At 61.0% G+C, this 15,854-nt stretch carries 14 protein-coding genes and 2 pseudogenes; 7 read left to right on the top strand and 9 right to left on the bottom strand.

The window, feature by feature from the left end:
• Window positions 1-41: 41 nt before the first annotated feature.
• The 4 genes from gabP to ACM6IV_RS07540 form a co-directional block, all read right to left on the bottom strand.
• Complete coding sequence (gene gabP, locus ACM6IV_RS07555; protein WP_414869401.1) at window positions 42-1,442, bottom strand: GABA permease; 1,401 nt, start codon at window positions 1,440-1,442, stop codon at window positions 42-44.
• Window positions 1,443-1,860: 418 nt separating this feature from the next.
• The gene (locus tag ACM6IV_RS07550; RefSeq protein WP_414869400.1) at window positions 1,861-7,344 is read right to left on the bottom strand and encodes an AAA family ATPase; all 5,484 of its coding nucleotides are present in this window, start codon (window positions 7,342-7,344) and stop codon (window positions 1,861-1,863) included.
• A 47-nt stretch (window positions 7,345-7,391) separates the two neighbouring features.
• On the bottom strand, window positions 7,392-8,063 hold the full coding sequence (locus ACM6IV_RS07545; RefSeq protein ID WP_414869399.1) for a response regulator transcription factor: 672 nt from the start codon (window positions 8,061-8,063) through the stop codon (window positions 7,392-7,394).
• 50 nt (window positions 8,064-8,113) lie between these two features.
• On the bottom strand, window positions 8,114-8,275 hold the full coding sequence (locus ACM6IV_RS07540; protein ID WP_414869616.1) for a hypothetical protein: 162 nt from the start codon (window positions 8,273-8,275) through the stop codon (window positions 8,114-8,116).
• Here ACM6IV_RS07540 and ACM6IV_RS07535 point away from each other — a divergent pair.
• From ACM6IV_RS07535 to ACM6IV_RS07515, 5 genes are all read left to right on the top strand, one after another.
• Window positions 8,263-9,279, top strand: coding sequence for a GlxA family transcriptional regulator (locus ACM6IV_RS07535; protein ID WP_414869398.1), 1,017 nt, complete (start codon window positions 8,263-8,265; stop codon window positions 9,277-9,279). The genes ACM6IV_RS07540 and ACM6IV_RS07535 overlap by 13 nt on opposite strands.
• 36 nt (window positions 9,280-9,315) lie before the next feature.
• The gene (locus ACM6IV_RS07530) at window positions 9,316-9,453 is read left to right on the top strand and encodes a hypothetical protein (RefSeq protein WP_414869397.1); all 138 of its coding nucleotides are present in this window, start codon (window positions 9,316-9,318) and stop codon (window positions 9,451-9,453) included.
• A gap of 177 nt (window positions 9,454-9,630) precedes the next feature.
• Entirely contained in the window at window positions 9,631-10,833 is a 1,203-nt protein-coding gene (locus ACM6IV_RS07525) for an NAD(P)/FAD-dependent oxidoreductase (RefSeq protein ID WP_414869396.1), read from the top strand.
• 51 nt (window positions 10,834-10,884) lie between these two features.
• Window positions 10,885-11,814 carry an MBL fold metallo-hydrolase gene (locus ACM6IV_RS07520; protein WP_414869395.1) on the top strand — a complete coding sequence of 310 codons (930 nt, stop codon included), beginning with the start codon at window positions 10,885-10,887 and terminating at the stop codon, window positions 11,812-11,814.
• Between the two features lie 6 nt (window positions 11,815-11,820).
• The gene (locus tag ACM6IV_RS07515) at window positions 11,821-12,453 is read left to right on the top strand and encodes a short chain dehydrogenase (RefSeq protein WP_414869394.1); all 633 of its coding nucleotides are present in this window, start codon (window positions 11,821-11,823) and stop codon (window positions 12,451-12,453) included.
• A 77-nt stretch (window positions 12,454-12,530) separates the two neighbouring features.
• Here the strand turns inward: ACM6IV_RS07515 and ACM6IV_RS07510 are convergent, their stop codons facing one another.
• The 4 genes and pseudogenes from ACM6IV_RS07510 to ACM6IV_RS07495 all read right to left on the bottom strand — a co-directional run.
• Window positions 12,531-12,680 carry a hypothetical protein gene (locus tag ACM6IV_RS07510; protein ID WP_414869393.1) on the bottom strand — a complete coding sequence of 50 codons (150 nt, stop codon included), beginning with the start codon at window positions 12,678-12,680 and terminating at the stop codon, window positions 12,531-12,533.
• A 23-nt stretch (window positions 12,681-12,703) separates the two neighbouring features.
• Window positions 12,704-13,135, bottom strand: coding sequence for a DNA methylase (locus ACM6IV_RS07505; RefSeq protein WP_414869392.1), 432 nt, complete (start codon window positions 13,133-13,135; stop codon window positions 12,704-12,706).
• Window positions 13,136-13,234: 99 nt separating this feature from the next.
• A pseudogene (locus tag ACM6IV_RS07500) lies at window positions 13,235-13,315 on the bottom strand (KGG domain-containing protein); the annotation flags it as partial.
• A gap of 183 nt (window positions 13,316-13,498) precedes the next feature.
• Window positions 13,499-13,660, bottom strand: a pseudogene (locus ACM6IV_RS07495) (general stress protein); the annotation flags it as partial.
• A gap of 263 nt (window positions 13,661-13,923) precedes the next feature.
• Here ACM6IV_RS07495 and ACM6IV_RS07490 point away from each other — a divergent pair.
• Window positions 13,924-14,481: an ATP-dependent Clp protease proteolytic subunit gene (locus ACM6IV_RS07490; protein WP_414869391.1), complete on the top strand. Its 558-nt coding sequence runs from the start codon at window positions 13,924-13,926 to the stop codon at window positions 14,479-14,481.
• A gap of 30 nt (window positions 14,482-14,511) precedes the next feature.
• On the opposite strand, the gene ACM6IV_RS07485 is transcribed toward ACM6IV_RS07490, so the two are convergent.
• Entirely contained in the window at window positions 14,512-15,387 is an 876-nt protein-coding gene (locus ACM6IV_RS07485; RefSeq protein ID WP_414869390.1) for a ZIP family metal transporter, read from the bottom strand.
• Between the two features lie 216 nt (window positions 15,388-15,603).
• Between ACM6IV_RS07485 and ACM6IV_RS07480 the strand changes: the two genes are divergently transcribed.
• Window positions 15,604-15,852: a DUF6555 family protein gene (locus ACM6IV_RS07480; RefSeq protein WP_414869389.1), complete on the top strand. Its 249-nt coding sequence runs from the start codon at window positions 15,604-15,606 to the stop codon at window positions 15,850-15,852.
• The last annotated feature ends 2 nt before the right edge of the window (window positions 15,853-15,854 follow it).

Here is a 15,854-nt window from a genome sequence, read left to right as displayed (position 1 = left end):
TCCGACATGCCTGAAGGGAGTATCGGGATCGGTGTAAACACCTACCCCACCGACGTCGCCCTTGCCACCGGCGCAGGATGACGCGACGTCGCCAGACCAATCAGAGCAATCGCCAACGCCAGGCCAATGGTCGTGGTGACTTCAGTGCGGTGTTGCGGGGTAATCATCATCACCGCCAGCGCTGCGCAGATGAACACGATCACCAGCCAAGTCAACCAGGGAAACAGCCACATGCGAAAGGTCAGCTCGACGTTGCGCTGTTGCAATATCCGCCGCATGCGCAGCTGCGACACCGCGATGGCCAGGTACACCAGCAAGGCAATCGCCCCGGAACTGGCCAGCAGGAATTCAAACAACCCGGCGGGCATGAAGTAGCTCCACACGGTGATCGACGCACCCAGCACGGTGCTGGCGATAACCGCGGCGCGTGGCACGCCTTCCGAAGAAGTCGCCTTCAGCGCTTTTGGCGCATCGCCACGCCGGCCCAGCGAATAGAGCATGCGCGAGGCAATGTAGATCGAGGAGTTCATGCAACTGGCCACGGCGATCAGGACGACGACGTCGACCATGAACTTGGCGTGGGGGATGTTCATGATTTCCAGGGCACGCTGGTAAGAGCCGACCGAGGCCAGCAATGGGTCATTCCACGGCACCACGGAGATCACCACGAAGATCGACAGCAGGTAAAACACACCAATGCGCCAGATTACCGAACGCGTGGCTTTGGCGATGTTTCGCGAAGGGTCATTCGATTCGGCGGCGGCGATGGTCACCGCTTCGGTGCCGATGAAGCTGAACATGATGGTGATGAAAGCGCCAACCACCGCTGATAAGCCGTTGGGCGCAAACCCGCCATGCTCGGCCATCAGCCCGCTCAACCCGCTGACTTCCCTGTCGGGAATCCAGCCCATCAACACGGCGAAACCAACGCCGATAAAACCGATGATCGCCACGACTTTGGCCATGGCGAACCAAAACTCGAACTCGCCGTACTTGGACACGCTGAACAGGTTGGTCACCACCAGCGCAATGATCGAGCCCAAGGCGAACAGCCAGGCATCGACCTGCGGAAACCATTGGTTCAGTACATGCCCGGCGGCCAGCGCTTCGATAGGAATCACCAGCACCCAGAACCACCAGTACAGCCAGCCGATGGTGAAGCCGGCCCAGCGCCCGATAGCCTGATCGGCGTAGGTGGAGAACGAGCCGGTGTCCGGATTGGCCACCGCCATCTCACCGAGCATGCGCATGACCAGCACGACGAGCAAACCCGAGAACAGATAAGCCAGGAGAACCGCCGGCCCCGCCGCCGCGATGGCGTGCCCTGAGCCGACGAACAAACCGGCGCCGATAATCCCGGCGATGGACAGCATAGTGACGTGACGAGGCTTGAAGCCCTGCGCCAATTGGCTACTCGAATCCATGGAGTTCGGGCTGATCATTGGTTTTTTTATTCTCTGCTGAACGACATTTAAGCAAGTTGACGTGGCAAACGAGCACGATCGTTGCCTGCTGACTTCCCGAAAGAAGCCCGTTCAACCGCCGCAGTTCTTATCAACCCCATGATCTTGATGGGGTTATTTTGATGTGAAGACGCGTCACCTTACCCGGCCTGTCAGATGATTCAATAGCCTGATTGCGCCATGGTTGTGTCTGATATCGACATGCGAAGACCAAACGGTCGAGATGGGTACCTATCAGTCAGCGAGAAGCCTCAGTAAATCTTTCGGGTTCTTTGGGCCTTCTTCCAACAATCACCCAAACGCGATACGCAGATCTTTGATGACTTGTTCAATGGGGGCAATTTCCATGTGCCGAATGTCCTGGAGCAAATGAGGCCCCAGAGTAACAAAGGGTTCTTCAGGATGCCTGCGCAGAGTCCACACACCCCGGCAACGTAAACATCACCCGTGCCCCACACGGCGCGTTCGCCTCGGCCCACAAGCGCCCGCCGTGAGCCTCGATGATCGACCGGCAGATCGACAGCCCCATCCCGAGGCCGGTGGCTTTGGTGGTGTAGAACGCGGTGAAGACCTCTTCCACCCGATCGCAGGCAAAGCCCGGCCCGGAGTCGCTGACGATCATGCGCACGTCTTCGCCGACGGACTCGCTGGCAATCAATAGCCGACGCTCGCCCTCCTCCCTCACCGTCATGGCCTCCAGAGCGTTGACGATCAGGTTGAGCAGGACCTGCTGCAGTTCGACCCGGTCGGCCAGTACGGCGGGCAAGTCGATGGCGAGTTGTGTGGTGACCACTGCTGCGTAGCGGGCCGCTTCACCGCGGGTAAACCCGACCATCTCGCTCACCACCGCGTTGAGGTCGGTCGCCTGGCGTTGCGGTGGCGTCTTGCGGATCAGGGCGCGGATGCGCCCGAGCACGTCGGCTGCGCGATTACCATCGTTGATGATGCGTCTGAGGCCTTGCTCGACTTCTTCAGTGTTCGGCGGTTGCGCGCCGAGCCAGCGCAGCGCCGCGTTGGCATTGGTCACGGTGGCGGCAATCGGCTGGTTGACCTCATGGGCAATGGACGCTGCCAACTGCCCCATGGTCGCCACGCGGTTGGCATGGGCCAGTTCAGCGTGTACCTGGCGATAACGGCGCTCACCTTCGCGCACTTGCTCTTCGGCCTGTTTGCGTTCGCTGAGGTCGAGCACGAAGGCCACGCCCTGCTGCTGACTGGCTTCGAACGCCGCCAGACCGACGATCACCGGCAGCCGGCTGCCGTCTTTGCGCAGGTATTCCTTCTCGAACGGCTGGGCGCGCCCGGTGCGGATCGCGGTGGCCAGCGCGGCTTCACTGGCCGTGCGCAGCGGGGCTGGGGTCATGTCGCGCCAATGCACCCGGCCCGACAGCAAATCGTCGCGCTCGTAACCGACCATGCGCAGAAAAGCGTCGTTGGCTTCGATGATTTCCCCTGCGACATTCCAGACAATGATGCCGATGATGTTGGCGTCGACCAGGCGGCGAATCTTTGCTTCGCGCTCGGCGACATCGCGATACAGCCGCGCATTGTCCAAAGAGATCGCCGCCTGCGAAGCCACCAGTCGCAGCACGGCCATTCGCGCCGGGCTGAAGACGCCGGCAGACAGGTTGTTCTCCAGGTACAGCGCTCCGGCGACCCGCGCCTGATTCATCAGCGGCAGGCACAGGATCGAGCGCGCGCTACGCTGGTGAATATACAGATCATCGGCAAACGCCGGATCGGCGACGGCATCGTCCAGGCACAGATTTTCGCCGGTACGCAGGGTCTGGTAGAGCACGGATTCGGCCAGCGCTGATGAACTCACCGGCTCATTGCACAGCCGCGTGCTGTCTTCGCCAACACTGGCTTTGGCGGCGATATACGGCGCCTCACCCTCGCTCAGAATCAGCAGGCCGTGCTCGGCGCCGGCCTGTTCGATGGCGGTGCGCATGACCATTTCGATCAGCCGCTCCAGCACGATCTCGCCGGAAACGGCCTGGGACACCTTGAGTACCGTGGCCAGATCCAGATGCTCGACCGGGGTGATGATGGTCGACGTCGGGCCGGGCGCCGGCTCTTCATTGCGCAAATGGCGGTGATGGCGCTCCAGTTGCCGCACCTTTCCCTCAGCCCCCCAGCGCAAGTAACCGTAGCGCGCATCTTGCAGGTACAGGCGGGCGATTTTGTGCAAACCGCGGGTACTGTAGAACCGTGCGGCGAGTTCGTTGGCCAACGCTTCGACATGCACAAAACCGTTATCCTGAGCCAGTTGAATCGCTTGCTCGTACAGGCTCTCGGCTTCGATGAAATGCCCGCTCGCCCGGGCGATTTCGGCAGCGACCAGCGCCGTCTGACTGGCAAACGTTTCCGCACACTGTTGCGCCCAGGTTTGCAGTTGCTCGTGGTGTGCACTCAAGCGTTGTAACTGATCAGCATCAGCCTCGACGCGAGCGGCCAGGGTCAGCGCCGCGTAGAAGTGATATTCGGCCTCCTCGAAAAAAGACGAAATCACCCACAACAGTTCGCTGGCCCGCGCCGCACAGTCGGCGGCCGCCGCGTAATCCCCGGCCAGATAACGCGCCTGCAGCTTGCGCACCCAATACTTGCCGCGAGCCAGTGCCAGATCCGGCGCGGCAAGGTTCGCCTCGAAGCTTGCCTCGTCGAATTGTTCATCGTTGAAACTGCCGAACACCGGAGTCTGCCCGCGCAGCATGCGGATCAGGGCCCGTTGGCACCGCATGAAACCGATCACCAGACCGAAGCGGATCTTCTGCGCATAGGCCAGCCCCGCCTCGGCCTGAACCTGCACTTGCGCCAGTGGCTCGCCAATAAACAACAAATCGGAAATCAGGCTGTTGCCGGCATAGGCGGCATAAGGCAAATCGCCGGTGCGGTTGCCGGCGCTGAGCGCACGGCGCAGCAATTCGCGGCACTCGCGCACCGGGCGCATCCAGCGCACGACGAAAATCGAGAAGCACAGGTAGGTACTCGCCTCGTATCGCGTCAGGCCACGGCGGTCGACCAGGTCGCACCCCAAACGGCCGAAGCGGTAACCGGCGGCATAGTCGCCAAAGCGTCGCCCGGCGACTCGCGCAACGTTGGCGTAGAGCACGCACGAGGCGTCACAGTTGCCGTGTTCCAGACTCAGGCTGACGGCCTTGCAAATAGTCAGGCAGGCAAGGTTCGCATCGGACTGCAACGCCGGAGCAAAGAGTTTGCTCAGTGCATCCAGCGTCACCAGCGAAGCCGGATCCTCCATCAGTGGCAGGTCGATCAACTGCTCGATACTGCGCTCACCCAGTTGTGTCCAGATCTGTTGGTATTCGTCGCGTACTTGCTGATCGTCCGGATGCGCTGTCCAGTCGATGCCGACCTGGCGCAAATAGGTCAGGCACACATTCACCGCACGGTCACTGCGATCAAGCAGCAAACAGACATCCATCAACAAACAGGTGACCGCCGCCCGCTCTACCGTGGTCACGACGCGCTCCGCCAGGGCCGTCAGGCGCGCATCGGCCAGCGCCAGTTGTCCGGTGAGAAATTCGCACTCGGCGCGGTTCAGCTCCAAAGCGAAACCCAGTTCATGGCGACTGTCATCACCGTGTTCGCCGAGCAACGCCGCACCCGCGCCCAAGTAGCTCAATGCCGAGGTGTAAGCGGTCGAAGCCTTGGCGCGCTGACCGGCGAGCAGGTTGAATTCGGCCAGTTGCTCGCGTTCGGCCCGGGCGCTGATCAGGCTGGCGCCGCGATTGAGCTGGCCGACGATTTCGAAGATCGCGTCTTCGCGCCCCTGCGCCGGCGTCTGCAGGGCGAGCAAACGGCCGATGCGCAGATGGGTCCGGGCACGCTCAGCGTCGGCGATCAGCGAATACGCCGCCTCGTGAATGCGGTCGTGGGCGAACGCGCAGGCGCCCTCGTGAAGCGCCACCAGTTCCTGGCGCACCGCCGGCCACAACACCGCGTGCACCCGCGCCTGCGGCAGGTCGAGCACGGTGGCCAGCGTATCGATGCGTGCCACGTTGCCCAGACAGGCCAGTTGTTGCAACGCCTCGCGGGTGTCCAGCGGCAGGCGCGCCAGTTTGTCGACCATCAGATCGACCACGTTGTCGGTGTAGCCCTTGGCATTGATCAGTGCCAGATCCCAGCGCCAACGGCCGGTCTGATGGTCGTAAACCAACAGCTCTTCCTCAACCAGGGCCTGAAGAAACTGGATGACGAAAAACGGATTGCCACCGGTCTTGTCCATCACCAGCCGCGCCAGGGCAACGATGCTCGCCGGTGGGCAGCGCAGGGATTCGGCGATCAACTGTTCGATGTGTACGCCGGCCAGCGAAGCGAGGTGGATCTCATCAATGTGGACCCCGGCGTGGCGCAGGGCCTTGAGTTTGCCGTTGAGCGGGTGATCGGCATCGACCTCGTTATTGCGGTAAGCGCCCACCAGCAGCAGATGCCCAAGCTCCGAGCGGGTCAGCAGATCTTCCAGCAGATCAAGGGTCGCGGCGTCGAGCCATTGCAGGTCATCGAGAAACAGCGCCAATGGATGTTCCGGGCGAGCAAACACACCGATAAAGCGCTGCAACACCCCCATGAAGCGCTGCTGCGCCTGTTGCGGTTCAAGTTCTGGCACCGCGGGCGGCTCACCGATAATCAGCTTGAGTTCCGGAATCAAGTCGGTCATCAACCGCGCATTCGGTGACAGTGCCTGCAACAACGCCGCGCGCCATTCAGCGAGCCTCTGGCGGGGCTTGCCCAGCAGCGTGCGCACCAGCCCCTGAAAGGCCTGGACCAGCGTCGCATAGGGAATGTCGCGCTTGTACTGGTCGAACTTGCCGGCAGCGAACAACCCCCGCGACGGCACCAGCACTTTGTGCAGTTCACTGACCACCGAAGACTTGCCAATACCGGAGTAACCCGACACCAGCACCAGTTTCGGCGAAGAGGTTTGCACCACTTGGGCGAAAGCGTCGATCAGCGTTTGCACTTCGCGTTCACGACCGTAAAGTTTTTCCGGGATCAGCAAGCGATCGATCGCGCCCTGCTCGTTCAGCGTGAACACATCGATCTGCCGCGCCCGACGCCAATCGGCCAGGCAACGGCGCAAGTCATGTTCGACGCCGGCCGCGGTTTGATAGCGCTCCTCGGCGGTCTTGGCGAGGAGCTTCATGACCAGCCGCGACAGCATCACCGGCACCGTGGCCACCCGCTCGCACGCGGGCATCGGCTGCCGTGCGATATGGCAATGCACCCACTCCATCGGCTCATTGGCGCTGAACGGCAGCGAGCCGGTGAGCATCTGGTACAGCGTGACGCCAAACGCATACAAGTCGCTGCGCGAATCGATCGAACGATTCATCCGCCCGGTTTGTTCGGGCGCCATGTAAGCCAGGGTGCCGGCGATGGTTTCCGGTGGAGCCGGTGCCTGACGTTCGCGCGGCAGACGCGAGGCCAGACCGAACCCTGTCAAACGCGCCTGGCCGTCGTGACAATTGACCAGGATGTGTTGCGGCTTGAGATCCTTGTGCACCAGCCCGCACTGGTGCAGCCGGCCGAGCGCCACGGCAATGTTGATGGCGTGCAACAGGCAGGTTTCAGTGTCCAGCGGCGCGATCAGCAAGCGCAACAGTGGCTCGCCGCCGGGATCGTCAAACAGCAGGCGCGTGGTGCCGCTCTCGCGTTCCAGGGCTTGCGGTTGCAGGGCCCAGTCATTGTGCAGAGCGTCTCTGAGGCTGTATTCATGTACCAGCCGGTCGAGTGTTGCAGGCAATGGTTGAGCGAGTGCCGGACGTACCATCAGCACGCTGGCACTGCCCTTCCCCTGACCCCGTTTGCGGGAGAGCACCCGCTCGCCGTCGTCCCACAAAATCTGTTGTTTGCTGGCCATCGGAGTCGACACCGTCAAGGGGTTTGTGCCACACGCTGAGATTCAGTTCAATTTGTCCGCCGCGCCGGTTCAATGCCCAGCGATTCAGCGATACGCACCAGGTCGGCCAGCGAACGTGCAGTGAGTTTCCTCATGACCTGACCACGATGGACTTTCACGGTCACTTCGCTGAGATTGAGTTGCGCGGCGATCTGCTTGTTCATCAGCCCGGCGATGACAAAACCGAGCACCTCGCGCTCACGGGCCGTCAGCGTTTCATAGGCCTGACGCAACGCCGCGCCGGATTGTTCGGCGAGCAGCCGCGCTTTGTCGCGGGCCAAGGCGCTGGCCACCGCGTCAAGCATGTCCTGATCACGAAACGGTTTGGCCAGAAAATCCACCGCCCCGGCCTTCATCGCCTTCACGCTCATGGCGATGTCGCCGTGGCCGGTCATGAACACGACGGGAATGCGCAGACCGTTTTTTTCCATCTGCTCCTGAAAGGTCAGGCCACTTTCGCCGCGCAAACGCACATCGAGCACCAGACAACCGGGCGCGTCGCGTTTTGCCGAAGTGAGGAAGTCCTGCGAGGTTTCGAATGTCTGTACCTGCAGGCCGATCGAGCGCAGCAAACCGTCGAGGGCCTGACGCATGGAGGCGTCGTCGTCGACCACATAAACCACCGGTTCCCGCAACACGGGCGGGGTTGCGCTGGGGCTGGAATGCGACCACAGAGTCATCGTGTGTCCTCGGCGAGATCGCAACGCGTGCGATGTGCAGGTGATTAAATCTAGTCCATGATGGCGAACGCAACCAGGCCAGCCAAACGCTCGCGCAGCAGGCTAGCAGCCGGCACACATTGCCGACAGGCCAGAAACCCCTGAAAATCGGCCAGGCCGCCGCCACCCCATTTCAATCGTTTGAACAGGCACGATCTCGATGTCCAGCGCATCCAACTCGCCTCGCACGTCTACCTCAGAACCACGTGACGTGGCATTCATCGCCTACCCGCGAATGAGCCTGCTCGACCTCAGTGGCGCGCAAACGGTGTTCTGGGCGGCAAGCAAAGCCTTGGCCGAGCGTGGCCAGCCTGGCTATCGACTGCACACCACCAGCCTTGAAGGCGGATTAGTCAACACCGTTGAAGGCCTGGCCGTGGACACCCAAGCGCTGCGCGCGCTCGACACCGCTGCGCTGGACACTCTGGTCGTGCCCGGCGCACCCGATATCTGCCAGACCCTCGACGAGCATGCCGAACTCACCACATGGCTGCGGCACGAAGCCCCCGCCGCGCGGCGGGTGGTGTCGGTGTGCAGCGGCGCGTTTCTGTTGGCCCAGGCCGGTTTGCTCGACGGCTGCCGCGCCGCCACGCACTGGGCCATGTGCGACACCCTGCGCGAGCGCTTCCCGGCGATCGACGTGGATGCGGATGCGATCTTCATCCAGCAAGGCGCGATCTGGACATCGGCAGGTGTCACGGCCGGCATCGATCTGGCCCTGGCGCTGGTCGAGGCCGATGGCGGCCGAGACGTGGCGCTGCAGGTCGCCCGCGAACTGGTGGTGTACCTCAAGCGCCCCGGTGGACAAACGCAATACAGCACGTTGCTGCAATCGCAGGTGCAGGACACGCCGCAGTTCGAGCCCTTGCATCTGTGGCTGATGGACCACCTCGCCGATCCGAAACTGACGGTGGAGCGCCTCGCCGAACAGGCAAAAATGAGCCTGCGCAATTTCACTCGCGTCTACAAGCAGAGCACCGGGCGCACGCCGTCGAAAGCCATCGAGCTGTTCCGCCTCGAAGCGGCCAAGCGACTGCTTGAGAACTCGGCGCACAACATCGACAAGGTCGCGCGGCTCTGCGGCTTTGGTGATGAAGAGCGTTTGCGCGCCTGCTTCCAGCGTCATCTGTCGATTTCCCCGCGCGACTATCGCAGCCGCTTCAGCCGCGAAGGCTGATGCCGGTAATCGCTGACGACGACGAGGCCATTCGCAATGCGCGGCAACGCTTGCCTGGCCAAGCCCTTCCTGCCCGAAGAATTGCTCAGTCATATCCAGCAAGCCCTGAATAAAACACTTCCCGTGCAGGACCTGCCCGATACCTTCGTATACCTCCCTTCGACCCATGCGTAATCCACCCGCCCCGATGGACAACTGCGCCCGCCACCTCCCGCGCCATAGCATTGCTTTCGACAGCGGGCGATTAAGCGCCAGCCAGTTCGGCAAGCCGTTTTGCAGCGGCCGGTGATCGTCACGCCAGGGTCGAAAACGACCCGGGTTTATCCACTCATCAGCGTCAGGGAGCACGTTATGAAACAGCAATTATTGGTCATCGGTGCAGGGTTTGGCGGGCTGTGGAGTGCCTTGAGCGCCGCGCGTTTGCTGGATATGCATGACCGTCACGATGTGGAGATCACACTGCTCGCCCCTCAAGCCGAGCTACGCATCCGTCCGCGCTTTTACGAACCCGATGTCCACAACATGTATGCGCCGCTCGACGCGCTGTTCGATGCCGTCGGCGTACGCTTCGTCAAAGGCACCGCTGAGAGCATCGATGGCCAGGGTAGCCGTATCGGTTATCGCGATGAGTCCGGTCGCCCCGGTGAGCTGACTTACGATCGCCTGGTGCTGGCCAGCGGTAGCCAACTGGCGCGCCCTCCGGTACCTGGCCTGAAAGAACATGCCTTCGACGTCGACCAGATCGAATCGGCGGCTCGCCTGGAACGTCACCTGCACGCGCTGGCCAGCCAACCGGCCAGCATCGCGCGCAACACTGTGGTCATCGCTGGCGGCGGCTTCACCGGTATCGAAACCGCGACCGAAATGCCGAGTCGCCTGCGCGCCATTCTCGGCGACGAGCAAAACGTTCGGGTGATCATCGTTGATCGCAGCAAAGACATCGCCGCGACCATGGGTGACGGCATCCGTCCGTCCATCATCGAGGCGTCGAAAGAACTGGGTATCGAATGGATCGTCGACGCCACGGTCGCCGGCGTGGATGCCAACGGCGTCACCCTCGCCGATGGCCGCCACATCGAGAGCAACACCGTGATCTGGACCGTGGGTTTCCGTGCCAGCTCTCTGACTGAACAGCTCAGTGCCGAGCGCGATGGCCAGGGTCGTCTGCACGTCGACGGCAACCTCAAAGTGCAAGGTCTTGAGCACGTGTTCGCCGCTGGCGATGTCGCTCGCGCGGCCACGGACGACGTCGGCAACTTCTCGGTGATGTCTTGCCAGCACGCCATCAGCCTCGGTCGTTTCGCCGGCAACAACGCCGTCGCCGATCTGCTCGGCGTCGCGCCGTCCACCTACCGTCAGCCGAAGTACGTGACCTGTCTGGACTTGGGTAGCTGGGGCGCGGTGTACACCGAAGGTTGGGATCGCCAGTTGAAACTGGTGAAAGCCGAAGCCAAGGAACTGAAGACGCAGATCAACAGCGTGTGGATCTACCCGCCGGCCGCTGATCGTCGCACCGCCCTCGCCGCTGCCGACCCAATGATTCCGGTGGCCTGATCCCCCGAGCGTCCGAGAACCGATGTCTTGCCTGAGAAAAAGGAGCACACCATGACCCTGCACCTCGATTCCTTCACCGCCAGCAGCGCCACCCTGCAAACCCCGACCGAAGAACTGGTGCCGTCGCGCTATGCACTGCGCCTCGGCGACATCGACGTGATGGTGATCAGCGACGGCGTTCTACCGCTGCCGACCCAGACCATGTCGACCAACGCCGATCCCGCCGACCGCGCCGCCTGGTTCAAAGAGATGTACCTGGGACCCGACGCGTTCGACTGGGCGCTCAACGTGTTGGTGGTACGCAGCGGCGAACAGATCATCCTCGTCGACGCCGGCCTCGGCGGCCAGTTCCCCGGTTTCCCCCGCGCGGGGCAGTTTCCCAAACGCCTCGCGGCCGCCGGGATCGACCTCGCGGAGGTCACCGATATCGTCATCACCCACATGCACATGGACCACATCGGCGGTCTGCTCGTCGACTCGGTGAGAAACCGCCTGCGCAACGACGTGCGCATCCATGTTACCGCCACCGAAGTCAACTTCTGGAGCTCGCCGGACTTCACCAGCACCGACATGCCCGCGCCCGTGCCGGACGTGTTGCGTTCCACCGCCAACGCCTTCATCGAGCAATACCAAAGCAAACTGCGCATCTTCGAGGACGCGTTCGAAGTCGCCCCCGGCGTGATCGCCAAACTCACCGGCGGGCATACTCCAGGCCACTGCGTGGTCTACGTGACGTCCGGCAACGAGCGCCTGACATTCGCCGGCGATGCTCTGTTTCCGGTGGCCTTCGACCACCCGGACTGGCACAACGGCTTCGAGCATGACCCCGATGAAGCGGTGCGTGTCCGCGTGCGCCTGCTGCAGGAAGCCGCGGCCAGCGGCGAACTGTTTGTTGCCACACACCTGCCCTTCCCGTCGGTCGGTCGCGTTGCCGTCAATGGCGAGGCGTTTCGCTGGATTCCGGCGATCTGGGATTACTGATTACGCTTGCGCAATACACCTTTGCCCGGCCGGTGCCGGGCGAAGGCACACCGCAAACGCCCGACATTTGTTTCACCACTGCGCAACGACACCGACCTTTCCTCAATTGCATGGAACCCTGCCGGATCTGCGTTCTCTATCGCAAAACCAACCGAGGAGGGATTCACCATGATTGCCCCTGAAACCGGTATGAAACCGGGTGAGCGTTACAGCATTGAAAGCGTCGAGCGCGCGCCGCAATTTTCTGGATTTTTCCTCGACGGAAAATATTACCTGGGCCCCGAATTGCAGACGGCCGTGGGCTGGCTCGAAGGACAGAACTTCGTGTATGACCAACTCGATCCCAATGGCGAGCCGGTTTATCCGAACAGAATTGTCGGCACCATCGACGGACTGATCCTGGAATTGGGCGATGGTCTGCGCCTGAATATCGAAGAATTGCCCTACCAGGCGGAAGTGGTTACGCCATCCACGCTGCTGGACGCTACAACCTCTCTGACCCGCCCTTCGGCGACACCTCTGCGACGTAAAAGCATGGGCAAACCGATACAGCCTTCTGCGCTACTGGTTGCAGGCGCCGCATTGCTGGTAGGGGTTTGCCTGTTGGCGCTCAATCGTGCTCGGGGTCGCGCCAGATAGTTTTCGACGACGCGGACAGTGAGCGGGGTTGGCTCACTGTCCGTGACTAGCGGCAGAACACAGCGGACGATTTCGGGCTATTTGCTTTCGTCCGTCTTGCCTTGCTGCATCTGCAACGAGGCCTTGCTTTTGTCCCCGTCCTTGTTGGGTGAGTCGTGGGAGCTTTCAAAACAACCCTGCAACAGCAACATTGAGCAAAGCCCCAGGCAGGCGCACAGCGTTTTCATAATGTTCTCCTTTTACTTCCACGTTAAAAAAGCACAGTACCGGCATCGCGCATGAAGATTTCCACGGTTTTCGGACCGATGCCGTCAAACTCCTTCAAACGCTGCTCGAAAGCTCGGCGATCGGTGCTGGCCTCGACCATATGGCTGACCTTGCCGGCATATTCGTCGTTGAGCTTGCGAGCCAGCGCCCGCAAACGCTCAGCGGTCGTCTCGTCATAACGCACGTAATGCGCTTGTCCGAGCATCGCGACCAATTCACGGTGGGTGCAATGAGCAAGCTTGCGAGGTGTATCGCGCCCATGGGTGTCGACGATCACCCGATAGGCTTGAGCGGCGATCTCGGCCTGAATGCGTTTGCCCATCAGGAAACTGGCCAGCAACCATTTGAACAGTGCGCCGTCATTATGGCGCTCAAGGCGGATATTGAGGTCGGTTGCGCTGATCGTCTTGTTCACCGCGCCTCTCCCGGACTGAATGGTTGGCGTTGGTCTGGGCGGTTCGTCACGCAAAACAAGCCCCGAAAAAAGATCGGGGCTTGTTGAGAGCGATGGACATCAAGATTTACGCTGCCCGCCGCCGCTATGCTCGCCACCTTTGCGACCGGCCTCGGAGGCTTTCTCCCGATCATCGGCAAAATTGCCACCTTTACCGCTTCCCTGCCCGCCCATCGACTGACTGGCATCATTGGACTGACGCCCGCCAGAAGCCTGGCCGCCCTTTTGGCCAGTGTTAGAACCCTGTTCTTCATCGTCAGCAAATTCACCGCCTCGGTTGGCTTGACCACCTCCTGACATCCGATCGGAACGTTGCGACTGTTGGCCGCCTGAAGCCTGTCCGCCTTTCTGGCCGGCCTCGGAAGCGCGTTGTGGATCATTGGCAAAATTGCCGCCAGAGGCTTCTCCGCCCTTCTTGCCGGCGTCAGATGCCTTCTCCCGATCATTACTGAAATTGCCGGGATTGTTGTTTCCTGTATTGGCCATTTCTGTTCACCTCTACATGGTTTGCACGAGCATTGGCTCGTTTAATTCGGAGGGTGACCAAGCCTTGAAAGTTTGAACCAAATGCACTGGCGCGCGACGAGCGGAGCCGGACCATTGGTTCCAATTAAAATGCGCAGAGGCGACTGACGGGGACGCCCTGCGAACAAGCGTTTTTCGGCCATTTTCTTTAAGAACACGGGATCGTTGCCTAAACTCTAAATCTCATCTCATGACTACCGGCACTGGACAAGCGAGGTCAGTCGATGACCGAACACATCATCCATTTTCACTGCCAGATCGATCAGGCGACCACTGAACGGTTCAGGGATTGTTGCCTGGACGCGATCAAGGAAGGCGCCACTTCACTGCTGTTGAATCTCTCGACCAGCGGTGGCAGCACCAGTTTCGGCTTCACGCTGTATACCTTTCTCAAGTCGTTGCCGGTGCCGCTTTGCGCGATCAATGCCGGTAACATCGAGTCGATGGGCATCATCATGTTTCTCGCCGCCGGCAGGCGCATAACCTCGCCCCATTCCAGATTTCTGATACACCCGATGAACTGGTATTTCAGCCAGAAATCGGTCGACCACCAGCGCTTGCGCGAGTACTTGTCGAGCCTCGATAACGACCTCGCGCGCTATGTGCAGATCTACGCGCTGGAAACCGCGGCGGCGCCCACCCAACTGGATATTTTTCACTGTCTGTCGGCAGAGGAAAAAGTCATTGCTGCCCATGAATCGATTGCCTATGGCATTGCCCACGAGATGAAGCAAATGGTGTTTGCCGATGACGTGAAGCACTGGAAGGTCAGTGGCAGTTGAGCCTGCCGGCCGACCCTGTCCAAGACAGTTCTATCCCAGCGCAGTGTCGAGGAACATCATGACCCCAAAGCCCAGCATCAGGCCCAGCGTGGCGGGCGTTTCATGGCCGTTGCGATGCGTTTCGGGAATGACCTCATGGGACACCACAAAGATCATCGCGCCGGCAGCAAGACCCAGGGCAATGGGGTAGCCCAAGGCGAATGCACTGGAAATCCCCAGACCTACCAGCGCACCAAACGGCTCCATCAAACCGGATCCGACGGCAATCAGTGCCGCGCGCAGTGGCGAAATGCCGGTCACCCGCAACGCCAATGCGACGGCCAACCCTTCGGGTATGTCCTGAATGGCAATCGCGGTGGTCAACGGTATGCCGACCTGCATATCCCCCGTCGCGAAGCTGACCCCGATCGCCATTCCTTCCGGCAGGTTATGCAGGGTGATCGCCAGAACGAACAACCATACCCGGTTGATGCGTTTGGCTTCGGGCCCGCGTCGGCCGCTCTTTTCATGTTCATGCGGAACGAAGCGATCCAGTCCGATCATCAATGCCACGCCGAGCGCCAAACCCAGCACCACGATGCCGGCCGCCAACACGTTGCTGCCACTCAGCGCCCGAGCCGCCTCGATACCGGGCAGGATCAGCGAGAAGGAACTGGCCGCCAACATCATCCCGGCAGCAAAACCGAGCATGATGTCCTGAGTGCGCGCGGCAATGTTGCGCAAGACAATGGCCGCCAGCGCGCCGATGGCAGTCGCGGCAAAACCAGACAAACCGCCGAGCAACGCCAGGCGCAGATTGTCCTTGTTGTTGCCGACGAAAGCGCCATACCCGCTCACCATCAGCAACGCCGTCACGCAGACCAGGACCAGCCAGAACACCCGAGCGCCCCAACCGGATCGGGTCATTTGAGTAAACCAGGCACGCAAAGGTGCGGTGAGTGAGCTTGAAGGTAGCGACATGAAGGCCTCTTATCGGCTTGGCGAACGGTTGATCGTTAGGCTCACGACCGCGCTGAGTGTTCAAAACAAAACGCCAGCTCAGTGCCTGAAACAAACCCCGAAAATCCTTTGAATTTTTTTGGTCGGCAAAACTCATTTGCGTATGAGCGTAAGGAGGAACGCATGAGTAACGTCGACATCTTCGTCATCGAATACAAACTTCACGGCCAGCCAAAATCATTCGTCATCCGCGCAAAGAGCATGCGCAATGTTGACGCATGGCATTGGGCGAGTTGCGACGCCGGCATTGCGCCGATTCCCAAACCCGGTAAACCACCGTTGAAAGTCATCTCTAAACCCCAGGCCGAGCGGTATGGCATCACCGAGGTGAAATGGCGCGAGACGGCGACGGTGGACTGGACGGAGGCTTGATC

Origin of the sequence: Pseudomonas sp. IT-347P (genome assembly GCF_949768005.1) — a bacterium.
Taxonomy (GTDB): domain Bacteria; phylum Pseudomonadota; class Gammaproteobacteria; order Pseudomonadales; family Pseudomonadaceae; genus Aquipseudomonas.
The sequence above is the reverse complement of the archived record's forward strand: the minus strand, read 5'-3'. Positions and strand labels throughout refer to the sequence as shown.

Coding starts and splice junctions, on each gene's coding strand:
- gabP (WP_414869401.1), bottom strand. CDS start 1,442: ATGATCAGCCCGAACTCCATGGATTCGAGTAGCCAATTGGCGCAGGGC.
- ACM6IV_RS07550 (WP_414869400.1), bottom strand. CDS start 7,344: ATGGCCAGCAAACAACAGATTTTGTGGGACGACGGCGAGCGGGTGCTC.
- ACM6IV_RS07545 (WP_414869399.1), bottom strand. CDS start 8,063: ATGACTCTGTGGTCGCATTCCAGCCCCAGCGCAACCCCGCCCGTGTTG.
- ACM6IV_RS07535 (WP_414869398.1), top strand. CDS start 8,263: ATGTCCAGCGCATCCAACTCGCCTCGCACGTCTACCTCAGAACCACGT.
- ACM6IV_RS07540 (WP_414869616.1), bottom strand. CDS start 8,275: ATGCGCTGGACATCGAGATCGTGCCTGTTCAAACGATTGAAATGGGGT.
- ACM6IV_RS07530 (WP_414869397.1), top strand. CDS start 9,316: ATGCGCGGCAACGCTTGCCTGGCCAAGCCCTTCCTGCCCGAAGAATTG.
- ACM6IV_RS07525 (WP_414869396.1), top strand. CDS start 9,631: ATGAAACAGCAATTATTGGTCATCGGTGCAGGGTTTGGCGGGCTGTGG.
- ACM6IV_RS07520 (WP_414869395.1), top strand. CDS start 10,885: ATGACCCTGCACCTCGATTCCTTCACCGCCAGCAGCGCCACCCTGCAA.
- ACM6IV_RS07510 (WP_414869393.1), bottom strand. CDS start 12,680: ATGAAAACGCTGTGCGCCTGCCTGGGGCTTTGCTCAATGTTGCTGTTG.
- ACM6IV_RS07490 (WP_414869391.1), top strand. CDS start 13,924: ATGACCGAACACATCATCCATTTTCACTGCCAGATCGATCAGGCGACC.
- ACM6IV_RS07485 (WP_414869390.1), bottom strand. CDS start 15,387: ATGACCCGATCCGGTTGGGGCGCTCGGGTGTTCTGGCTGGTCCTGGTC.
- ACM6IV_RS07480 (WP_414869389.1), top strand. CDS start 15,604: ATGAGTAACGTCGACATCTTCGTCATCGAATACAAACTTCACGGCCAG.